9 protein-coding genes are annotated in these 17,424 nt (G+C 72.3%); 7 read left to right on the forward strand and 2 right to left on the reverse strand.

Annotated features, from left to right (window positions below; all coding sequences use genetic code 11):
• Window positions 1-76: 76 nt before the first annotated feature.
• From pulA to ACFVVX_RS01790, 5 genes are all read left to right on the forward strand, one after another.
• On the forward strand, window positions 77-5,584 hold the full coding sequence (gene pulA, locus ACFVVX_RS01770) for a pullulanase-type alpha-1,6-glucosidase (RefSeq protein ID WP_387940230.1): 5,508 nt from the start codon (window positions 77-79) through the stop codon (window positions 5,582-5,584).
• A 561-nt stretch (window positions 5,585-6,145) separates the two neighbouring features.
• The gene (locus ACFVVX_RS01775) at window positions 6,146-8,482 is read left to right on the forward strand and encodes a M4 family metallopeptidase (RefSeq protein ID WP_387940232.1); all 2,337 of its coding nucleotides are present in this window, start codon (window positions 6,146-6,148) and stop codon (window positions 8,480-8,482) included.
• Between the two features lie 290 nt (window positions 8,483-8,772).
• The gene (locus ACFVVX_RS01780; RefSeq protein ID WP_387940234.1) at window positions 8,773-10,116 is read left to right on the forward strand and encodes an ammonium transporter; all 1,344 of its coding nucleotides are present in this window, start codon (window positions 8,773-8,775) and stop codon (window positions 10,114-10,116) included.
• A complete protein-coding gene (locus ACFVVX_RS01785; protein ID WP_387940236.1) occupies window positions 10,113-10,451 on the forward strand; it encodes a P-II family nitrogen regulator in 339 nt (112 codons plus the stop codon). The genes ACFVVX_RS01780 and ACFVVX_RS01785 overlap by 4 nt, the downstream gene beginning before the upstream one ends.
• A gap of 287 nt (window positions 10,452-10,738) precedes the next feature.
• Window positions 10,739-12,481: a carbohydrate-binding module family 20 domain-containing protein gene (locus ACFVVX_RS01790; protein ID WP_387940238.1), complete on the forward strand. Its 1,743-nt coding sequence runs from the start codon at window positions 10,739-10,741 to the stop codon at window positions 12,479-12,481.
• 87 nt (window positions 12,482-12,568) lie between these two features.
• On the opposite strand, the gene ACFVVX_RS01795 is transcribed toward ACFVVX_RS01790, so the two are convergent.
• The gene (locus tag ACFVVX_RS01795) at window positions 12,569-13,312 is read right to left on the reverse strand and encodes an SDR family oxidoreductase (protein WP_387940240.1); all 744 of its coding nucleotides are present in this window, start codon (window positions 13,310-13,312) and stop codon (window positions 12,569-12,571) included.
• Between the two features lie 390 nt (window positions 13,313-13,702).
• Here ACFVVX_RS01795 and ACFVVX_RS01800 point away from each other — a divergent pair, with 390 nt between their 5' ends.
• Complete coding sequence (locus ACFVVX_RS01800) at window positions 13,703-14,788, forward strand: alpha/beta hydrolase (RefSeq protein ID WP_387940242.1); 1,086 nt, start codon at window positions 13,703-13,705, stop codon at window positions 14,786-14,788.
• Between the two features lie 218 nt (window positions 14,789-15,006).
• The gene (locus ACFVVX_RS01805) at window positions 15,007-15,765 is read left to right on the forward strand and encodes a hemerythrin domain-containing protein (RefSeq protein WP_387940244.1); all 759 of its coding nucleotides are present in this window, start codon (window positions 15,007-15,009) and stop codon (window positions 15,763-15,765) included.
• Window positions 15,766-15,841: 76 nt separating this feature from the next.
• On the opposite strand, the gene ACFVVX_RS01810 is transcribed toward ACFVVX_RS01805, so the two are convergent.
• Entirely contained in the window at window positions 15,842-17,380 is a 1,539-nt protein-coding gene (locus ACFVVX_RS01810) for an FAD-dependent monooxygenase (RefSeq protein WP_387940246.1), read from the reverse strand.
• Between the last annotated feature and the right edge of the window lie 44 nt (window positions 17,381-17,424).

A 17,424-nucleotide genomic window follows, 5' to 3' on the forward strand; every position in this document is an offset into this window, starting at 1 on the left:
GCATCTTGCTGAAACATATTGCAGCCCGCTAGCGTCCTGGAAACCCGATCCCCCTTCCCTCGCAAGGGAGCCCTCAGTGGCCGATCTCCCGCCCCGCCGCCCGCGGAGCACCACCCCCCTGCGCAGACCGGGCCGCGCGGCCGTGCTGCTCGCCGCCGCACTGACCGCCGCCACCCTCGGCACCACCCCCGCGGCCCTCGCCGCCGCTCCGCCCGCCCCGCCCTCGGACGCCGCGCTCGCCGCGACCGCCGGGCGGCACGACCTCACCCGCGAGCAGTTCTACTTCGTCCTGCCGGACCGCTTCGCCAACGGCGACCGCGGCAACGACAGCGGCGGCATCACCGGCAGCCGGCTGGAGAACGGCCTCGACCCGGCCGACAAGGGCTTCTACCACGGCGGCGACCTCGCGGGCCTGATCCAGCGGCTCGACTACGTCCAGGACCTCGGCACCACCGCGATCTGGATGGCCCCGATCTTCCGGAACAAGCCCGTGCAGGGCACCGGGGAGAACGCCTCGGCCGGCTACCACGGCTACTGGATCACCGACTTCACCCAGGTCGACCCGCACTTCGGCACCAACGACCAGCTCAAGGAGCTGATAGCCAAGGCGCACGCCCGGGGCATCAAGGTCTTCTTCGACGTCATCACCAACCACACCGCCGACGTCATCGACTACCAGCAGAAGCAGTACGGCTACCGCTCCACCGGCGCCTACCCGGTGCTGGACGCGGACGGACGGCCGGTCGACGAGACCGCCGTCGCCGACGCGGGCACGGCCTGGCCGAGGACCGGCCGGGACTCCTTCCCCTACAGCCCGGTCTTCCGGAACCCCGCCGACGCCACCGCCAAGACCCCGGCCTGGCTCAACGACCCCTCGCTCTACCACAACCGGGGCGACTCCACCTTCGCCGGCGAGTCCGCCACCGAGGGCGACTTCTCCGGCCTGGACGACCTCGACACCCAGAACCCCCGGGTGGTCCAGGGCTTCGAGAAGGTCTACCAGCAGTGGGTCAAGGACGCCGGCGTGGACGGCTTCCGGATCGACACCGTCAAGCACGTCAACATGGCGTTCTGGCAGCAGTGGGCGCCCGCGCTCAAGGACTTCGCGGCCAAGCAGGGCAACAGGAAGTTCTTCATGTTCGGCGAGGTCTACTCCGGCGACCCGGCCGTCACCTCGCCCTACGTCACCAAGGGCAGGCTGCAGGCCACGCTGGACTTCCCGTTCCAGAACGCCGCCCGCTCCTACGCCTCCCAGGGCGGCCCGGCCGCGGGCCTCGCCGACGTGTACGGCCAGGACTACCGCTACACCACCGCCGACACCGACGCCTACGAGCTGCCGACCTTCCTCGGCAACCACGACATGGGCCGCTTCGGCTCCTTCCTGCTGGCCGACAACCCGGGTGCCGACGAGGCCACCCTGCTGCGCAAGGACCGGCTCGCCAACGAGCTGCAGTTCCTCACCCGCGGCCAGCCCGTCGTCTACTACGGCGACGAGCAGGGCTTCACCGGCGCGGGCGGCGACAAGGACGCCCGGCAGGACCTGTTCGCCTCGAAGACCCCGTCGTACAACAGCGACCGGGTGCTCGGCGGCGCCACCGGCCCGGCCGACCGCTACGAGCAGGGCGGCGAGCTGTACCGGGGCATCGCCGGCCTGGCCGCGCTGCGCCGGGACCACCCGGCGCTCGCCGACGGCGCCCAGATCCAGCGGTACGCCGCCGACGGCGCGGGCGTGTACGCCTTCTCCCGGATCGACGCCGGACAGCAGGTCGAGTACCTGGTCGCGGTCAACAACGCCACCGAGGCGAAGACCGTCACCCTGGACACCTTCTCGGCCGGGCAGGGCTTCGACCGGATCTACCCGGCGGCCGGGGAGCGGCTCGCCAGCGGTGCGGACCGCAAGGTCACCGTCACCGTGCCGGCGCTCTCCTCGGTGGTGTTCAAGGCCGCCGGGCGGCTGGCGCCGGTGCCCGCCGCTCCGCAGCTCGCGCTGAGGACCCCCGCCGACGGCTCGACCGGCACCGTCACCATCGGCGCGCAGGTCGACGGCGGCGGCTTCGACCGGGTCTCCTTCGCCGCGCAGATCGGCACCGCCGGCTGGCAGGTGCTCGGCACCTCGGACACCGGCTCGTACCGGGTCACCCAGGACCTCGGCGGTGTCCCGCCCGGCACGGTCGTCCGCTACAAGGCCGTCGTCCAGGACTCCTCCGGCCACCTGCGCTCGGCCACCGGCTCCTTCACCACCGGAACCCCCGCGCCGAAGCCGGTGCCCAGCGCCACCGCCCGCCCGTACGCGGTCGTGCACTACCAGCGCAAGGACAACGCCTACGACGGCTGGAACCTCTACGCCTGGGGCGACCTCGCCGACGGCGAGTCCACCCAGTGGCCCGCCGGGCACGGCTTCACCGGCCGCGACGCGTACGGCGCCTTCGCGTACGTGAAGCTGAAGGCCGGGGCCTCCGACGTCGGGTTCGTCGTGGAGAAGGACGGCGTCAAGGACGTGGACGCCGACCGCCACATCGACGTCGGCGCGACCGGCGAGATCTGGCTCGCCGAGGGCGACCCGACCGTCCGCACCGCCAACCCCGGCCCGGTCGCCGCCCCGCCCGCCGGCACCGCCGTCATCCACTACAACCGGGCCGACGGCGACTACGACGGCTGGGGCCTGCACGACTGGACCGGCGCGGCCGCGCCCACCGACTGGGGCAGCCCGCTGACGCCGGTCCGCCGGGACGCCTTCGGCGCCGTCTTCGAGGTGCCGCTCGCGCCCGGCGCGACCAGCCTCAGCTACATCCTGCACAGGGGCAACGACAAGGACCTGCCGAACGACCAGTCGCTGGACCTCGCCGTCAACGGCCGCGAGGTCTGGATCCTGGGCGGCAGGGAGGGCTACCTGCTGCCGCAGAACGCCGCCGCCTCCGCGCAGGTGGACCTCGGCTCGGCCAAGGCCCAGTGGATCGACGCCCGGACGGTGGTCGTCCCCGCGGCGTACGGAGCCAACGACGCGGCCCTGGCCGGCGGGACCAGCGCCCAGCTGGTGTACGACCCGGCGGGTGCGATCACCGCGGACCGGGGAGTGCTCTCCAAGCCCGGCCAGTGGATCCGGCTGGAGCCCGCCCCCGGCGGCCTGACCGCCGCGCAGAAGGCCGCGTACCCGCACCTGGCGGGCTACCGCGCCTTCACGGTGGACGCCCGGGACGCGGGCCGCGTCGCCCAGGCGCTCCGCGGCCAGCTGCTGTTCACCGAGCACCTGCCGAGCGGCGCCGTGCTCGCCGCCACCGGCGTGCAGATCCCCGGCGTCCTGGACGACCTGTACGCGCGCCGCACCGGCAAGGTCGACTTCGGTCCGGCCTACTACCGCGGCAAGGTGGCGCTGTCCCTGTGGGCGCCGACCGCCCAGGAGGTGTCCGTCCAGGTCTTCGACGGCCCGGCCGGCGGCACCCCGAGGACGCTTCCGCTGAAGCTGGACGACGAGACCGGCGTCTGGGAACTCGTCCGCGACAAGGCGGAGCTGGACGGCAAGTACTACCTGTACCAGGTGAAGGTCTGGGCGCCGGACGTCCGGCGGGTGGTGACCAACGCCGTCACCGACCCGTACTCGGTCGCGCTCTCCACCGACTCCGCGCGGAGCCTGGTGGCCGACCTCTCCGCCGGGGAGCTCAAGCCCCCGGGCTGGGAGGAGCACGCCGTCCCCGGGGCCGTCCCGCCCGGTCGCCAGCAGATCCAGGAACTGCACGTCCGGGACTTCTCGGTGGAGGACACCACCGTGCCGGCCGCCGAGCGCGGCACCTACCTGGCCTTCACCGAGTCGAAGTCGGCCGGTATGCAGCACCTGCGGGACCTGGCCAGGGCCGGGGTGACCACCGTCCACCTGCTGCCGACCTTCGACATCGCCACCATCCGGGAGAACCGGGCGGACCAGAAGCTGCCCGCCTGCGACCTCAAGGCCCTTGCCGCGGACAGCGAGAAGCAGCAGGAGTGCGTGGCCGCGGTCGCCGCCGAGGACGCCTACAACTGGGGCTACGACCCGCTGCACTACACCGTGCCGGAGGGCTCGTACGCCACCGACCCGCAGGGCACCGCCCGCACGGTGCAGTTCCGGCAGATGGTGCAGGCGCTCCACGAGGCCGGGCTGCGCGTGGTGCTGGACGTGGTCTACAACCACACCGCCGCCAGCGGGCAGGCCGAGCACTCGGTGCTGGACCGGGTCGTCCCCGGGTACTACCAGCGGCTCGACGCCAACGGCAAGGTGACGACCGACAGTTGCTGCGCGGACACCGCGCCCGAGCACGCCATGATGAACCGCCTGGTGGTGGACTCCGTCACCACCTGGGCCCGCGAGTACAAGGTGGACGGCTTCCGCTTCGACCTGATGGGCCTGGACCCGAAGTCCACCATGCTGGACGTGCAGGCGGCGCTGCGGCGGATGACGCCGGACTCGGACGGCGTGGACGGCAGGAACATCTTCCTCTACGGCGAGGGCTGGAACTTCGGGGTCGTCGCCGACAACGCCCGCTTCGAGCAGGCCACCCAGCTCACCATGGCCGGAACCGGCATCGCCACCTTCGACGACCGGATCCGCGACGCGGCACGGGGCGGCAACTTCCAGCTGTCCTCCGCCCCGCAGCAGGGCTTCGCCTCGGGCCTGTACACCGACCCGAACGGCTCGGCGGACAACGGCACCCCGGAGCAGCAGAAGGCCCGGCTGCTGAAGCAGATGGACCAGTTGAAGGTGGCGCTCACCGGCAACCTGGCCGGCTACACCTTCACCGACAGCTCCGGGCGGACGGTCACCGGCGCGGGGGTCGACTACAACGGCGCCCCGACCGGCTACGCGGCCAGGCCCGGCGAGTCGGTGGAGTACGTGGACGCGCACGACAACGCCGGCCTGTTCGACGCACTGGCCTTCAAGCTCCCCGCGGGCACCGCTCCCGCCGACCGGGCCAGGATGCAGGCGCTCGCGCTCTCGCTGACCGCCCTGACCCAGGGCCCGGGCTTCGCCCAGGCCGGCAGCGACCTGCTGCGCTCGAAGTCGCTGGACGCCAACTCCTACGACTCCGGTGACTGGTTCAACGCCATCCACTGGGATCCGGCCCAGGGCAACGGCTGGGGCCGGGGCGTGCCGATGGCGGCCGACAACAAGGGGATGTGGCCGCTGTCCGCGTCCCTGCTGGCCAACCCGGGGCTGAAGGTCGGCGCGACGCAGATCGCGGCGACGACCGCGCAGTACCAGCAGTTCCTGCGGATCAAGCAGTCCTCGCCGCTGTTCGCCCTGCCCACCCTGGCCGAGGTGCAGCGGCGGCTCTCCTACCCGCTCTCCGGCACGCCCGGCGAGGCGCCCGGGGTGATCACGCTGCACCTGGACGGCACCGGACTGCCGGGCGCGGAGAAGGGCCTGACCGTGGTGTTCAACGCGACGCCGACCGCGCAGAGCCAGACCGTGGCCGCCCTGAAGGGGACGGCCCAGGGCCTGCACCCGGTGCAGGCGGGCGGCGCGGACCCGGTGGTCGGGCGGTCCGGCTTCGACACCGCGACCGGCACCTTCACCGTGCCGGGCCGCACCGTGGCGGTGTTCGTCCAGCACTGACGGTCCGCCGGGTCCGGCCCCGCACCGCCCTCACGGCGGTGCGGGGCCGTTCCGTTCCGGTTCCCTTCACAGCCGTTCCATTCGGTGATTGGCCGGAAACCGACGCTGGCACGGCCGGAAAGGTGACGTGCCGCGCCGACCGGGCGCTGTCGTCCGGGTTTCGGGCCGGTCGCGGCCCCGGCGTGCTGGTCAGTGACCGCCGGGTGTGGTCAAACCTTCCGGCGTTATTGAAAACCGTGTCCAGAACTTCGTGCGGCTGTAACACAGTTGGCGGCCCTGCGGATGAACGGTCGCTGGTGCGAATCGGCCAATCCATGGCATGCATCTGTCATTCACGACTCGTTTGCTGCCACGATTCCTCCGGCTGCAGACGTGGGGGCCCCACCCCCCGGTGCAGCTGCCCCAGGTCAGGTACAGCGCACCCCCTCGGCAAAGCAACAAGCTCCGCACACCGCACCCGCGCCGCACACCGGCGGCGGGGGCCCCCACTGTGCCGCAACCCCGCGGTCCAGGTTCTCTCCACCGCACGCGAACCCCGCGCCGGTCGGAAAAGGAGTCCGCATGTCCCGTTACACCCAGGCTCGGAAGGCAGCGGTTGTCATGGCCGCCACCACCGCGCTGCTGGTGACCGGCATCCCCGTCATCGCGCAGGCAGCCACCGCTGACGCTCCGGCGGCCGTCGCGGCCCAGCAGACGAGCCGCGCCCAGCTGATCGCCTCCGCGACCCAGCAGACCGCCACCCTCGCCCAGACCCTGGGCCTGGGCAGCGAGGAGAAGCTGGTCACCAAGGACGTCGTCCAGGACGCCAACGGCGCCCGCCACCTGCGCTACGAGCGCACCTACGCCGGACTCCCGGTGCTCGGCGGCGACCTGATCGTCCACCAGGACGCCACCGGCGCCACCCAGGGTGTGACCAAGGCCACCGAGGCCGCTCTGACCGGCGTGAACACCACGCCGAAGCTCGCCGCGCCGGCCGCGCAGTCGGCCGCGCTGGCCGCCGAGTCCGGCTCCTCGCTGGAGAACGCGCCCCGCCTGGTGGTCTGGGCCGCCGACGGCAGCCCGCGGCTCGCCTGGGAGACGGTCGTCTCCTCCACCGAGTCGGACGGCACCCCGAGCAAGCTGCACGTGGTCACCGACGCGACCTCCGGCCAGGTCATCCTGAAGTTCGAGGGCGTCAAGACCGGCACCGGCAAGGGCGTCTTCGTCGGCAACGTGACCGTCGGCACGACGCAGTCGGGCTCGACGTTCCAGCTCAAGGACGGCACCCGCGGTGGGATGTACACCACCAACCTGAACCACGGGACCAGCGGCACCGGCACCCTGTACACCAAGTCGACCGACAGCTGGGGCGACGGCACCGTCGCCAACAGCGAGTCCGCCGCGGTCGACGCCCACTTCGGCGTCTCGGCCACCTGGGACTACTACAAGAACACCTTCGGCCGCAACGGCATCCGCAACGACGGTGCCGGCGCCTACAGCCGCGTCCACTACGGCCAGAACTACGTGAACGCGTTCTGGGACGACGACTGCTTCTGCATGACCTACGGCGACGGTGACGGCAACACCCACCCGCTGACCGAGCTCGACGTCGCGGGCCACGAGATGAGCCACGGCGTCACCGCCGCCACGGCGAACCTCACCTACTCGGGTGAGTCCGGCGGCCTGAACGAGGCCACCTCGGACATCTTCGGCACCATGGTCGAGTTCTACGCCAACATCCCGACCGACAACCCCGACTACCTCATCGGCGAGTTGATCAACATCAACGGGGACGGCACCCCGCTGCGCTACATGGACAAGCCCTCCAAGGACGGCGGCTCCGCCGACTACTGGTCCTCCACGGTCGGCAACAAGGACGTCCACTACTCCTCGGGCGTCGCCAACCACTTCTTCTACCTGCTGTCCGAGGGCAGCGGCGCGAAGGTCATCAACGGCGTCAACTACAACTCGCCGACCCAGGGCAACATCACCGTCACCGGCATCGGCCGGGACAAGGCGGCGGCGATCTGGTACAAGGCGCTGACCACCTACATGACCTCCAACACCGACTACGCCGCGGCGCGCGTCGCGACGGAGAAGGCGGCCACCGACCTCTACGGCGCGGGCAGCGCCGAGCTCCTCGCGGTCGGCACCGCCTGGGCGGGCGTCAACGTCGGCACCGTGCCCCAGAACCCGGGTGGCGTCACCGTCACCAGCCCGGGCAACCAGAGCACCAAGGTCGGCACCGCGGTCAGCCTGAGCATCAAGGCCAACGGCGGCACCGCCCCGCTGACCTACTCGGCCACCGGCCTGCCGGCCGGCCTGTCGATCAACGCCTCCACCGGCCTGATCTCCGGCACCCCGAGCGCCGTCGGCACGTCCAACGTGACCGTCACGGCGAAGGACTCCGCCAACAAGACCGGGACCGCCAGCTTCACCTGGACGGTCACCGACGTGAACACCACCTGCACCCCGGCGCAGCTGCTGGGCAACGCGGGCTTCGAGACCGGCACCGCCGCCCCCTGGACCTCCTCCAGCGGCGTCGTCGACTCCAGCTCGTCGCAGGCCGCCCACGGCGGTACCTGGAAGGCCTGGCTGAACGGCTACGGCTCCGCCCACACGGACACCCTCTCGCAGACGGTGACCATCCCGGCGGGCTGCAAGGCCTCGCTCAGCTTCTACCTGCACATCGACACCGCCGAGACCGGCAGCACGGTGTACGACAAGCTGGCGGTCACGGTCAACGGCACCGCGCTGAAGACCTACTCCAACGTGGACAAGGCCACCGGCTACCAGCTGCGCACCTTCGACCTCTCGGCCTACGCGGGCCAGACGGTCACCCTGAAGTTCACCGGCACCGAGGACTCCTCGCTGCAGACGAGCTTCGTGATCGACGACACCGCGATCACCACCAGCTGACCCTGATCCACGGTCAGTAGAACCAGGTAAGACAGGGAGCAGGGCCCGGCAGCCACGGCTGCCGGGCCCTGCGTCGTCGGTGAGGTTCCGGAAACCCGTCGGCAACCGCCGGGCAACGGTCGGGCAACACGAAACACGGCCGAAACGTGTCCGTCCGCAACAAGAAATCCGTCCCCGCGAAACTCTCCCAACCGACCTGCGACCCCGCCCACCCGTACCCGCCACCACCCTCCCCGGGGCGTGCCGGGTGGGGCACCCCTGTCCGCGCAGGCCTCTGGGAAGGCACGCCCATGTTCCTGGCTGACCCGTCACCCGGCCTCGACACCGGTGACACCGCCTGGCTGCTGGCCAGCACCGCGCTCGTCCTGTTGATGACCCCCGGCCTGGCCCTGTTCTACGGCGGCATGGTGCGCACCAAGAGCGTGCTCAACATGCTGATGATGAGCTTCGTCTCGATCGCCGTGGTCACCGTGGTCTGGCTGCTGGCCGGCTACTCGCTCGCGTTCGGCGCGGACGCCGGCGGCTGGGGCCTGATCGGGGGCCTGGACCACCTCGGGATGGCCGGAATCACCCCCTCCTCGCTCACCGGCCACGTCCCGACCGTGCTGTTCGCCACCTTCCAGCTGACCTTCGCGATCATCACCGCCGCGCTGATCAGCGGCGCCATCGCGGACCGCGCGAAGTTCGGTGCCTGGGTGGCCTTCACCGCCGTCTGGACGCTGCTGGTGTACGTCCCGGTGGCGCACTGGGTGTTCGCGCCCGGCGGCTGGATCCTGTCGAAGCTCGGTGCGCTGGACTTCGCCGGCGGCACGGTGGTCGAGGTCAACTGCGGGGCGAGCGGCCTCGCCCTGGCCCTGCTGCTCGGGCCGCGGATCGGCTTCGGCAAGGAGGCGATGCGCCCGCACAGCCTGCCGCTGGTGCTGCTCGGCGCCGGACTGCTCTGGTTCGGCTGGTTCGGCTTCAACGCGGGCTCGGCGCTGGGCGCCAACGGCCTGGCGGCGTCCGCGCTGCTCAACACCCAGGCGGCGGGCTGCACCGGGCTGCTCGGCTGGCTGCTGGTGGAGAAGCGCCGGGACGGCCACGCGACCACGCTCGGCGCGGCCTCCGGCGCGGTGGCCGGGCTGGTCGCGATCACCCCGTCCTGCGGCAGCGTCGACCTGCCGGGCGCCCTGGTGATCGGGCTGCTGGCGGGCGTGGTCTGCTCGTACGCGGTGAGCTGGAAGTTCCGCTTCGGCTACGACGACTCGCTGGACGTGGTGGGCGTGCACTTCGTGGCCGGTGTCATCGGCACCGCGCTGATCGGCCTGTTCGCCACCACCGCGATGACCGGCGGCCCGGCCGGGCTGCTGCACGGCGGGGGGCTGGGACAACTCGGCCGGCAACTGGCGGCGGTGGCGGCGGTGGCGGTGTACGCCTTCGCCATGACGTACGGGATCGGCCGGGTGATCGACCGGCTGATGGGCTTCCGCGCCGACGAGGAGCAGGAACTCGCCGGTCTGGACCTCGCCGTGCACGCCGAGACCGCGTACGATCACGGCGTCCTGGGCCACGGTACGACGGCCCACGCCACGGTGGCCCGGGCCACCGCCACCTCCGTGCTCACGCACTCCTCCGACAGGACCCCCTCCGCATGAAGCTGATCACCGCGATCGTCAAGCCGTTCAAGCTGGACGAGGTCAAGAACGCGCTGCAGGCCGTCGGCGTGCACGGACTGACCGTCACCGAGGCCAGTGGGTACGGGCGCCAGCACGGCCACACCGAGGTCTACCGGGGGGCCGAGTACCGGATCGACCTGGTGCCCAAGGCCCGGATCGAGGTCGTGGTGGAGGACGCGGACGCCGAGCGGGTGATGGAGGAGATCGTCCGGGCCGCCCGCACCGGGAAGATCGGCGACGGCAAGGTCTGGTCGGTCCCGGTGGAGGACATCGTCCGGGTCCGCACCGGCGAGCGCGGGCCCGACGCGGTCTGACGCGGCATCGCCGCGCCGGCCCCTCCGCGGGGCCGGCGCCTCACCCGGTGACTTCACCCGGGGGCTTCACCCGGTGACTTCACCCGATGGCTCCTGCGCGGGCCTCCGCGCCCTTTGCCGACCCATGGGTTCGTGTGCGACCTGTCCCGAGCTGCGGAAACGTTCCTCCTCGACTCTTGACGACCCCTGCGGGCGGCTCTAGGTTCAGCGCTGCAAGTTTCCGGCAAGTTACTGAAATTCGCTGCAAGCTCGCCCCGGCTGCCCCACCCCAGCCCCCAGGAGACATCGTGGTCACCACCGCCCCCACCCGCCGGTCCGCCCGCGCGGCCGGCGCGCTCACCGCCTCGGCGGCACTCGCGCTCTCGCTCACCGCGGCGTTCGGCGCCGCGCCCACCGCCCAGGCCTCCCCACCCGGCGCGAAGGACGTCACGGCGACGCTCTTCGAGTGGCGCTTCGACTCGGTCGCCAAGGCCTGTACCGACACGCTCGGCCCGAAGGGGTACGGCTTCGTCGAGGTCTCCCCGCCCCAGGAGCACATCCAGGGCGGCCAGTGGTGGACCTCCTACCAGCCGGTCTCGTACAAGATAGCCGGGCGGCTCGGCGACCGGACGTCCTTCAAGAACATGATCGACACCTGCCACGCGGCGGGGGTCAAGGTGGTCGCCGACTCGGTGATCAACCACATGTCGGCCGGTTCCGGGACGGGCACCGGCGGCACCGCCTACGCCAAGTACACCTACCCCGGGTACTACCAGGACCAGGACTTCCACTCCTGCCGCACCGCGATCAGCAACTACGCCGACCGCTCCAACGTGCAGAACTGCGAGCTGGTCAACCTCTCCGACCTGAACACCGGCAGCGCGTACGTCCAGCAGACCATCGCCGGCTACCTGAACGACCTGGCCTCGCTCGGCGTCGACGGCTACCGGATCGACGCGGCCAAGCACATCGCCGCCGCCGACCTCGCCGCGATCAAGGCCAGGACGGCCAACCCCAACGCCTACTGGGTGCAGGAGGTCATCTACGGCGCGGGCGAGCCGATCCAGCCCTCCGAGTACACCGGCACCGGCGACGTGGACGAGTTCCGCTCCGGCACCTGGCTGAAGAGCGCCTTCCAGGGCGGCCGGCTGGCCGACCTCTCCGGCTGGGGCTCCGGACTGCTGGCGAGCGCCAAGGCCCGCACCTTCGTCGACAACTGGGACACCGAGCGCAACGGCTCCACCCTGACCTACAAGGACGGCAGCGCCTACACCCTGGCCAACGTCTTCATGCTGGCCAACCCCTACGGCTCGCCCAACGTCTACTCCGGCTACGCCTTCTCCGGCCACGACGACGGCCCGCCGAACGGCGGCACCGTCAACGCCTGCTACAGCGACGGCTGGAACTGCACCCACGCCTGGCGGCAGGTCGCCAACATGGTGGGCTTCCGCAACGCGGTCGCGGGCACCGGGATCACCAACTGGTGGTCCAACGGCAACAACGCGATCGCGTTCGGCCGGGGCGGTAAGGGCTTCGTGGCGCTCAACCGCGAGTCGGGCCCGGTCACCCAGACCTTCCAGACCTCGCTGCCGGCCGGCTCGTACTGCGACGTCCAGCACGGCGACCCGACCGGCGGCGGCTGCAGCGGCCCCTCCTACACGGTCGGCCCGGACGGCCGGTTCACCGCCACCGTCGGCGCCGGCGACGCGGTCGCGCTGTACGTCGGTGCGGGCGGCTCGGGCGGGACGGTGCCCGCCGCCGGCGGTGCCTCCTTCGCGGTCGACGCCACCACCGTGTTCGGCCAGAACATCTACGTGGTCGGCAGCAGCGCCGCGCTCGGCGCCTGGGACACCGGAAAGGCGCTGCCGCTCTCCTCGGCCGCGTACCCGGTCTGGAAGCTGGACGTGGCGATGGCCGCCGGCACCGCCTTCGAGTACAAGTACATCCGCAAGGACGGCTCCGGGGCCGTCACCTGGGAGTCCGGTGCCAACCGCACCGCGACCGTGCCGGCCTCGGGCGGCGTGAACCTGAACGACACCTGGCGCAGCTGACCGCGCCGGGACGGCCGCCCTCCGCACGGGGGGCGGCCGTCCGCCTGCGCGGCCGCGGCCCGGGCCCGGCCGCTCACCCCCGGCCGCTCAGCCCCGGCCGATGTACGGCATGGCCGTCGCCATCACCGTCGCGAACTGCACATTGGCCTCCAGCGGCAGCCCGGCCATGTGCCGCACGGTCCGGGCGACATCGGCGACGTCCATGGTCGGCTCCACCGCGATCCGGCCGTCCGCCTGCCGCACGCCGACGCCCATCGCCGCCGTCATGTCGGTCGCGGCGTTGCCGATGTCGATCTGGCCGCAGGCGATCCGGTACGGGCGGCCGTCCAGCGAGAGCGACTTGGTCAGCCCGGTGACGGCGTGCTTGGTCGCGGTGTACGCGATCGACTGCGGCCGCGGGACGTGGGCCGAGATCGAGCCGTTGTTGATGATCCGGCCGCCCTGCGGGTCCTGGGCCTTCATCTGCCGGAACGCCGCCCGGGCGCAGAGGAACGCCCCGGTGAGGTTGAGGTCCACCACGGCCCGCCACTCGGCCACCTCCAGCTCGTCCACCGGGGTCGGCGCGCCGAACGTCCCGGCGTTGTTGAACAGCAGGTCGACCCGGCCGAAGCGCTCGACGGCCGCCGCGAAGAGCGCGTCCACCGCCGCCGGGTCGGTGACGTCGGTCGGCACCGCGGCCGCCTCGGTGCCGCTCGACCGCGCGGTCTCCCGCAGCGGCTCCTCCCGCCGCCCGGCGAGCACCAGCAGCCACCCGGCGGCGGCCAGCTCCAGCGCCACGGCGCGCCCCACCCCGCTGCCGGCTCCGGTGACGACGGCGATCTGCTGGGACATGGCGGCTCCTCGGGCGATGGTGCTGGCGAGCCGATCGTCGCCGATCCGGGGCCCGCAGTCACTGGTACGAGGGACCAAAAGGCGACCGGGCCGGCACCCGTCCGGCTGTGCTCCCTGCCGTCCGGCGGGGGGCCGCCCCCGCCGGACGGCAGGGTGCTTACAACGCTTTACCGGATCGGGAACAAACATTGGACCGCCGTCGGCCCTCGCGCAACCGGTCGCCCCCGCACCACGTCATAAGATCGCAGGACGGCGCGCCACCGCGAGGGACGGCGCACCGCCCCCGGGGGCCGCAGCACGCGTCACACCCGGGCCTGTCCGGCCCCACCCCGGGGGCCACCGCCCGGCTCCCGACAGAGCGGGCGCGACACCGGTCGGAGAGTCCTCACCGTGCAGCCGCAGTCCACCCGCATCCGCGCCGTCCTGACCGGCGCCGCCGCCTTCGCCCTGGCCGCCTCGCTGGCAGCCTGTGGCAGTACGGACGGCAGCGGGAAGGGGGACACCGCCAAGGGCGACGCCGGCAAGGCGGGCGCCGCGGGCAGCACCGCTCCCGGCACCCCGTCGGCCGCCGGCAGCAGCTCGGCCACGGGCAGCGCCTCCGCCGCGCCCACCACCGCCACCCCGGCGCCCTCCGGCAAGGTGCTGATGCCCACCGGCCCGGCCGCCGCCCTCACCAAGGCCCGGGACACCGTCGCCGGCCAGATCATGATGACGACGCTGACCGGCCCGAAGTCGGGCGTCTCCGGCAAGGTCTGGGTCTGGCTGCCGCCGGAGTACAACGACCCGAAGTTCGCCAGGACCGGGTTCCCCGTGCTCACCCTCTTCGCGGGCGGCCAGAGCAACGGCTACAACACCTGGACCGACGACCAACTGCCGATCCAGCAGGTCGACGCCGAGCTGTCGAAGGCCGGCAAGGCACACCCGTTCATCATGATCATGCCGGTGCAGAACTTCAACAGCGACGAGAAGAACGCCCTGGACTGCGCCGACATCCCGGGCCAGCCCAAGATGGGCACCTGGATGGCCGAGGACATCCCGGACTTCGTCCGCGCCAACTTCCGCACCGTGAAGGGCCGCGACGGCTGGGGCCTGATGGGTGCCTCCACCGGTGCGTTCTGCAGCGCGAAGCTCGCCCTCCAGCACCCGGACAAGTACAAGGCGGCCGTCCCGATCGACGGCTACTTCAACCCGGACTCGGGGCTCTGGAAGGGCCACGAGACCGAGCGGCAGGCCAACAGCCCGGACGCGATGGTCGCCCTGGGCAAGGCCGACGTGAAGATCCTCGCCACCGCGGGCGGTGCCAACGGGTACGAGACGAAGCTGGTCAAGGCGTGGGTCGCCAAGGCCGTGGCGCCGCTGTCCGTCGAGTACTACGAGCAGCCCGGCGGCAAGCACCTGACCACCGACTTCAAGAAGATGATCCCGGACACGCTGACGTGGCTCACCAAGAACCTGGCGGGCCCGGCCGCCGACTGAACCGGCCTCCAGCTGAACCGGCCCGGCGCCCCGGCGCCTGTTCGCCCGGCGCCCCTGCTCCACCCCGGCCCTCGACCGCCTCGCGGTCGAGGGCCGCGGCGTCGGTGCCGGGCCCCTGACCTGCACGTCAATCGGATATTGATTCGACTCTGATCGACTGTGAGCACTTTGGTGGGAGCGCGTTTCCACCAGCCCTGCCAAGTCGTGAAATGAGAGCCATGCCGAGCTACCTGCTTCCCGTAGCGTCCCCGCCCGCCGTCCCCGCCCAGTCGGGCTCCGAGCGTGAGCGGGCCGCCGGCGAGGAGCCGCAAGCCGTCCGGTTCGCCGGGCTGCGGCTGGTGCACGCCGCCCTCCGCCGCGACCTGACCCGGCTGCCGAACTCGCTGCGCCTGCTCCAGCCCGGCGAGGACGACAAGGGCGAGGCGCTGCTGCGGCACTGGACCTTCGTCACCGCGATGCTGACCTGCCACCACGAGCAGCAGGACACCCGGATCTGGCCGATCGTGCGCCGCTTCGCCCCCGAGCTGCGCCTGCTGCTCAACTGGCTGGAGGCCGACCACCACAACCTGGACCACTCCTTCACCCGGGTCACCACCCTGGTGCGGATCGCCAGCCGGGACGCGGGCAGCGCCTGGCCGGTGGCCTACGCGATGGAGGACCTGGCGGCCCGGCTGGAGACCCATCTGCGCATCGAGGAGCGGCAGTTGCTGCCCCGGATGGAGCGGGTGGTCGCCGCTGGCTCCCGGCTGGGCAGCCTGCCCGAGCTGCTGGACCTGCTGCGCTCCGCCGACGGCCCGGGCACCGCCGACGCGCTGGCCTGGCTGCTGGACGGCGTCGAGCCGGCGGTCGTCGAGCAGCTGCTGGCCGACTGCGACGACGACGTGGTCCGCAACTGGCCGCACTGGCAGGCCACCTACCAGCGCTGCACCGCTCCGCTCTGGGGCCCGGCCGACGGCTGGGGCGTCGCCCGCGAGTGACCGCGGGGTCTTTCGCGGCTCCTTGATCTACGCGCGTGGCATGTGCACGGGGCATATGCGCACCGCACGCCTCGCGTCAGCGCACCCCCAGCCGGGCCAGGTAGCCCGGCAGATCGGCCGGATCGTTGGTGGCCAGCCCCAGGTAGCCGTCCGGCCGGACGACGAACAGCCCCCGGCCGTACGCCCGCGCCGCGATCCCTCCGCCGGTGGCGGCGCCGACCCGCAGCGCGCCGACGCCCGCCGGCAGCGCCGGCAGCTCGCAGTCCACGGCGAGCACCGTGAACTGCGGCCCCCGGAACACGTCGAACAGCCGGCGCCCGGGCCCGCCCGCCACCTCCTCCCGCGACTCGTCCCACGACTCGTCCCACGACTCGTCCCGCGACTCCTCCAGGGGCGCGTCCGGAGCGCGCTCCCCGGCGCGCAGCGCGTCCTCGGCCAGTCCCGAGCGGGCCTCCACGGTCAGCGGCCCGCCCTCGTACCCGAGGCCCAGCTGCTCCGTCCGCGGCCCCCGGCGCAGTGCGCCGGCCCGGACCCCGCCCGCCCGGTACAGCTGCGTGGAGATCTCCAGCACGTCGGCGGCGACCGGCAGCCGCTCCGCCTCGTAGCTGTCCAGCAGTTCCTCGGCCGCACCGTGCCGCAGCACCTGACCGAGCTTCCACCCCAGGTTGTAGGCGTCCTGGACGCTGGTGTTGAGCCCCTGGCCGCCGGCCGGGGAGTGGATGTGCGCCGCGTCGCCGGCGAGGAACACCCGGCCCTCCCGGAACCGCTCGGCGAGTGCCGTCCGGGGCCGGAAGTCCGAGGCCCAGCGGACCTCGCCGACCGCCTCCGCGGACAGGTGGGTGCGGGCCGCGACCGTCCGGCGCACCCCTTCCGGTGAGGTGTCCGGCTCCTCGTCCTCGCCGAACTGGGCGAACAGCTGGAAGTCCGCCGTGCCCGGCAGCGGGCAGAGCAGCAGCGCGCCGCCGGGGGCGGTCGGCCAGATGTGCCAGTTCTCGCGGTCCAGCCCGGTCAGCCGCAGATCGGCGACCAGGACGGGGCGCGGGTCGACCTGCTCACCGGCCATCGGGATGCCGACCGCCCGCCGAACCGTGCTGCGGCCGCCGTCGGCGGCCACCAGGTAGCGGGCCGTGACGGTGCGCTCGATGCCGTCCGGCCCGGTGAGCCGGGCCTCGATCCGGTCGGGGTGCCGGTCCAGGCCGGTCAGCGCGGTACCGAAGGCCACCTGCCCGCCGAGCTTCCGCAGCCGGTCGTGCAGCACCTCCTGGGTGCGCCACTGCGGGAGCATCCAGATGTCCGGGTGCGGCACGGTCGGGTCGGGGGCGTTGCGCTCGATCAGGTCCCACTCGCCCTGCCGCTCACCGTCCTGCCAGGACATCATCCGCGGGTAGGGGCCGCCGGCGGCGCGGACCGCGGGCAGCACCCCGAGGTCGTCGAGGACCTCCAGGGTGCGCGGCTGGAGGCCCTTGCCGCGCGAGCCGGGGAACAGCGCCGCGGCCCGCTCCACCAGTAGGGCGGACACCCCGCGGCGGGCGAGGTCGCAGGCCAGGGTGAGCCCGGTGGGGCCCGCTCCGACGATCAGGACGTCCGGGGTGGCGGGGTGCACGGCATGCTCCATGGGAAGCTCCTTAACGGCGTTAAGTTGGCGGCTGGCCCGAGCAT

This window comes from Kitasatospora sp. NPDC058170 (assembly GCF_042883905.1).
Taxonomy (GTDB): Bacteria; Actinomycetota; Actinomycetes; order Streptomycetales; family Streptomycetaceae; genus Kitasatospora.

Coding starts and splice junctions, on each gene's coding strand:
- ACFVVX_RS01775 (WP_387940232.1), top strand. CDS start 6,146: ATGTCCCGTTACACCCAGGCTCGGAAGGCAGCGGTTGTCATGGCCGCC.
- ACFVVX_RS01780 (WP_387940234.1), top strand. CDS start 8,773: ATGTTCCTGGCTGACCCGTCACCCGGCCTCGACACCGGTGACACCGCC.
- ACFVVX_RS01785 (WP_387940236.1), top strand. CDS start 10,113: ATGAAGCTGATCACCGCGATCGTCAAGCCGTTCAAGCTGGACGAGGTC.
- ACFVVX_RS01795 (WP_387940240.1), bottom strand. CDS start 13,312: ATGTCCCAGCAGATCGCCGTCGTCACCGGAGCCGGCAGCGGGGTGGGG.
- ACFVVX_RS01805 (WP_387940244.1), top strand. CDS start 15,007: ATGCCGAGCTACCTGCTTCCCGTAGCGTCCCCGCCCGCCGTCCCCGCC.
- ACFVVX_RS01810 (WP_387940246.1), bottom strand. CDS start 17,380: ATGGAGCATGCCGTGCACCCCGCCACCCCGGACGTCCTGATCGTCGGA.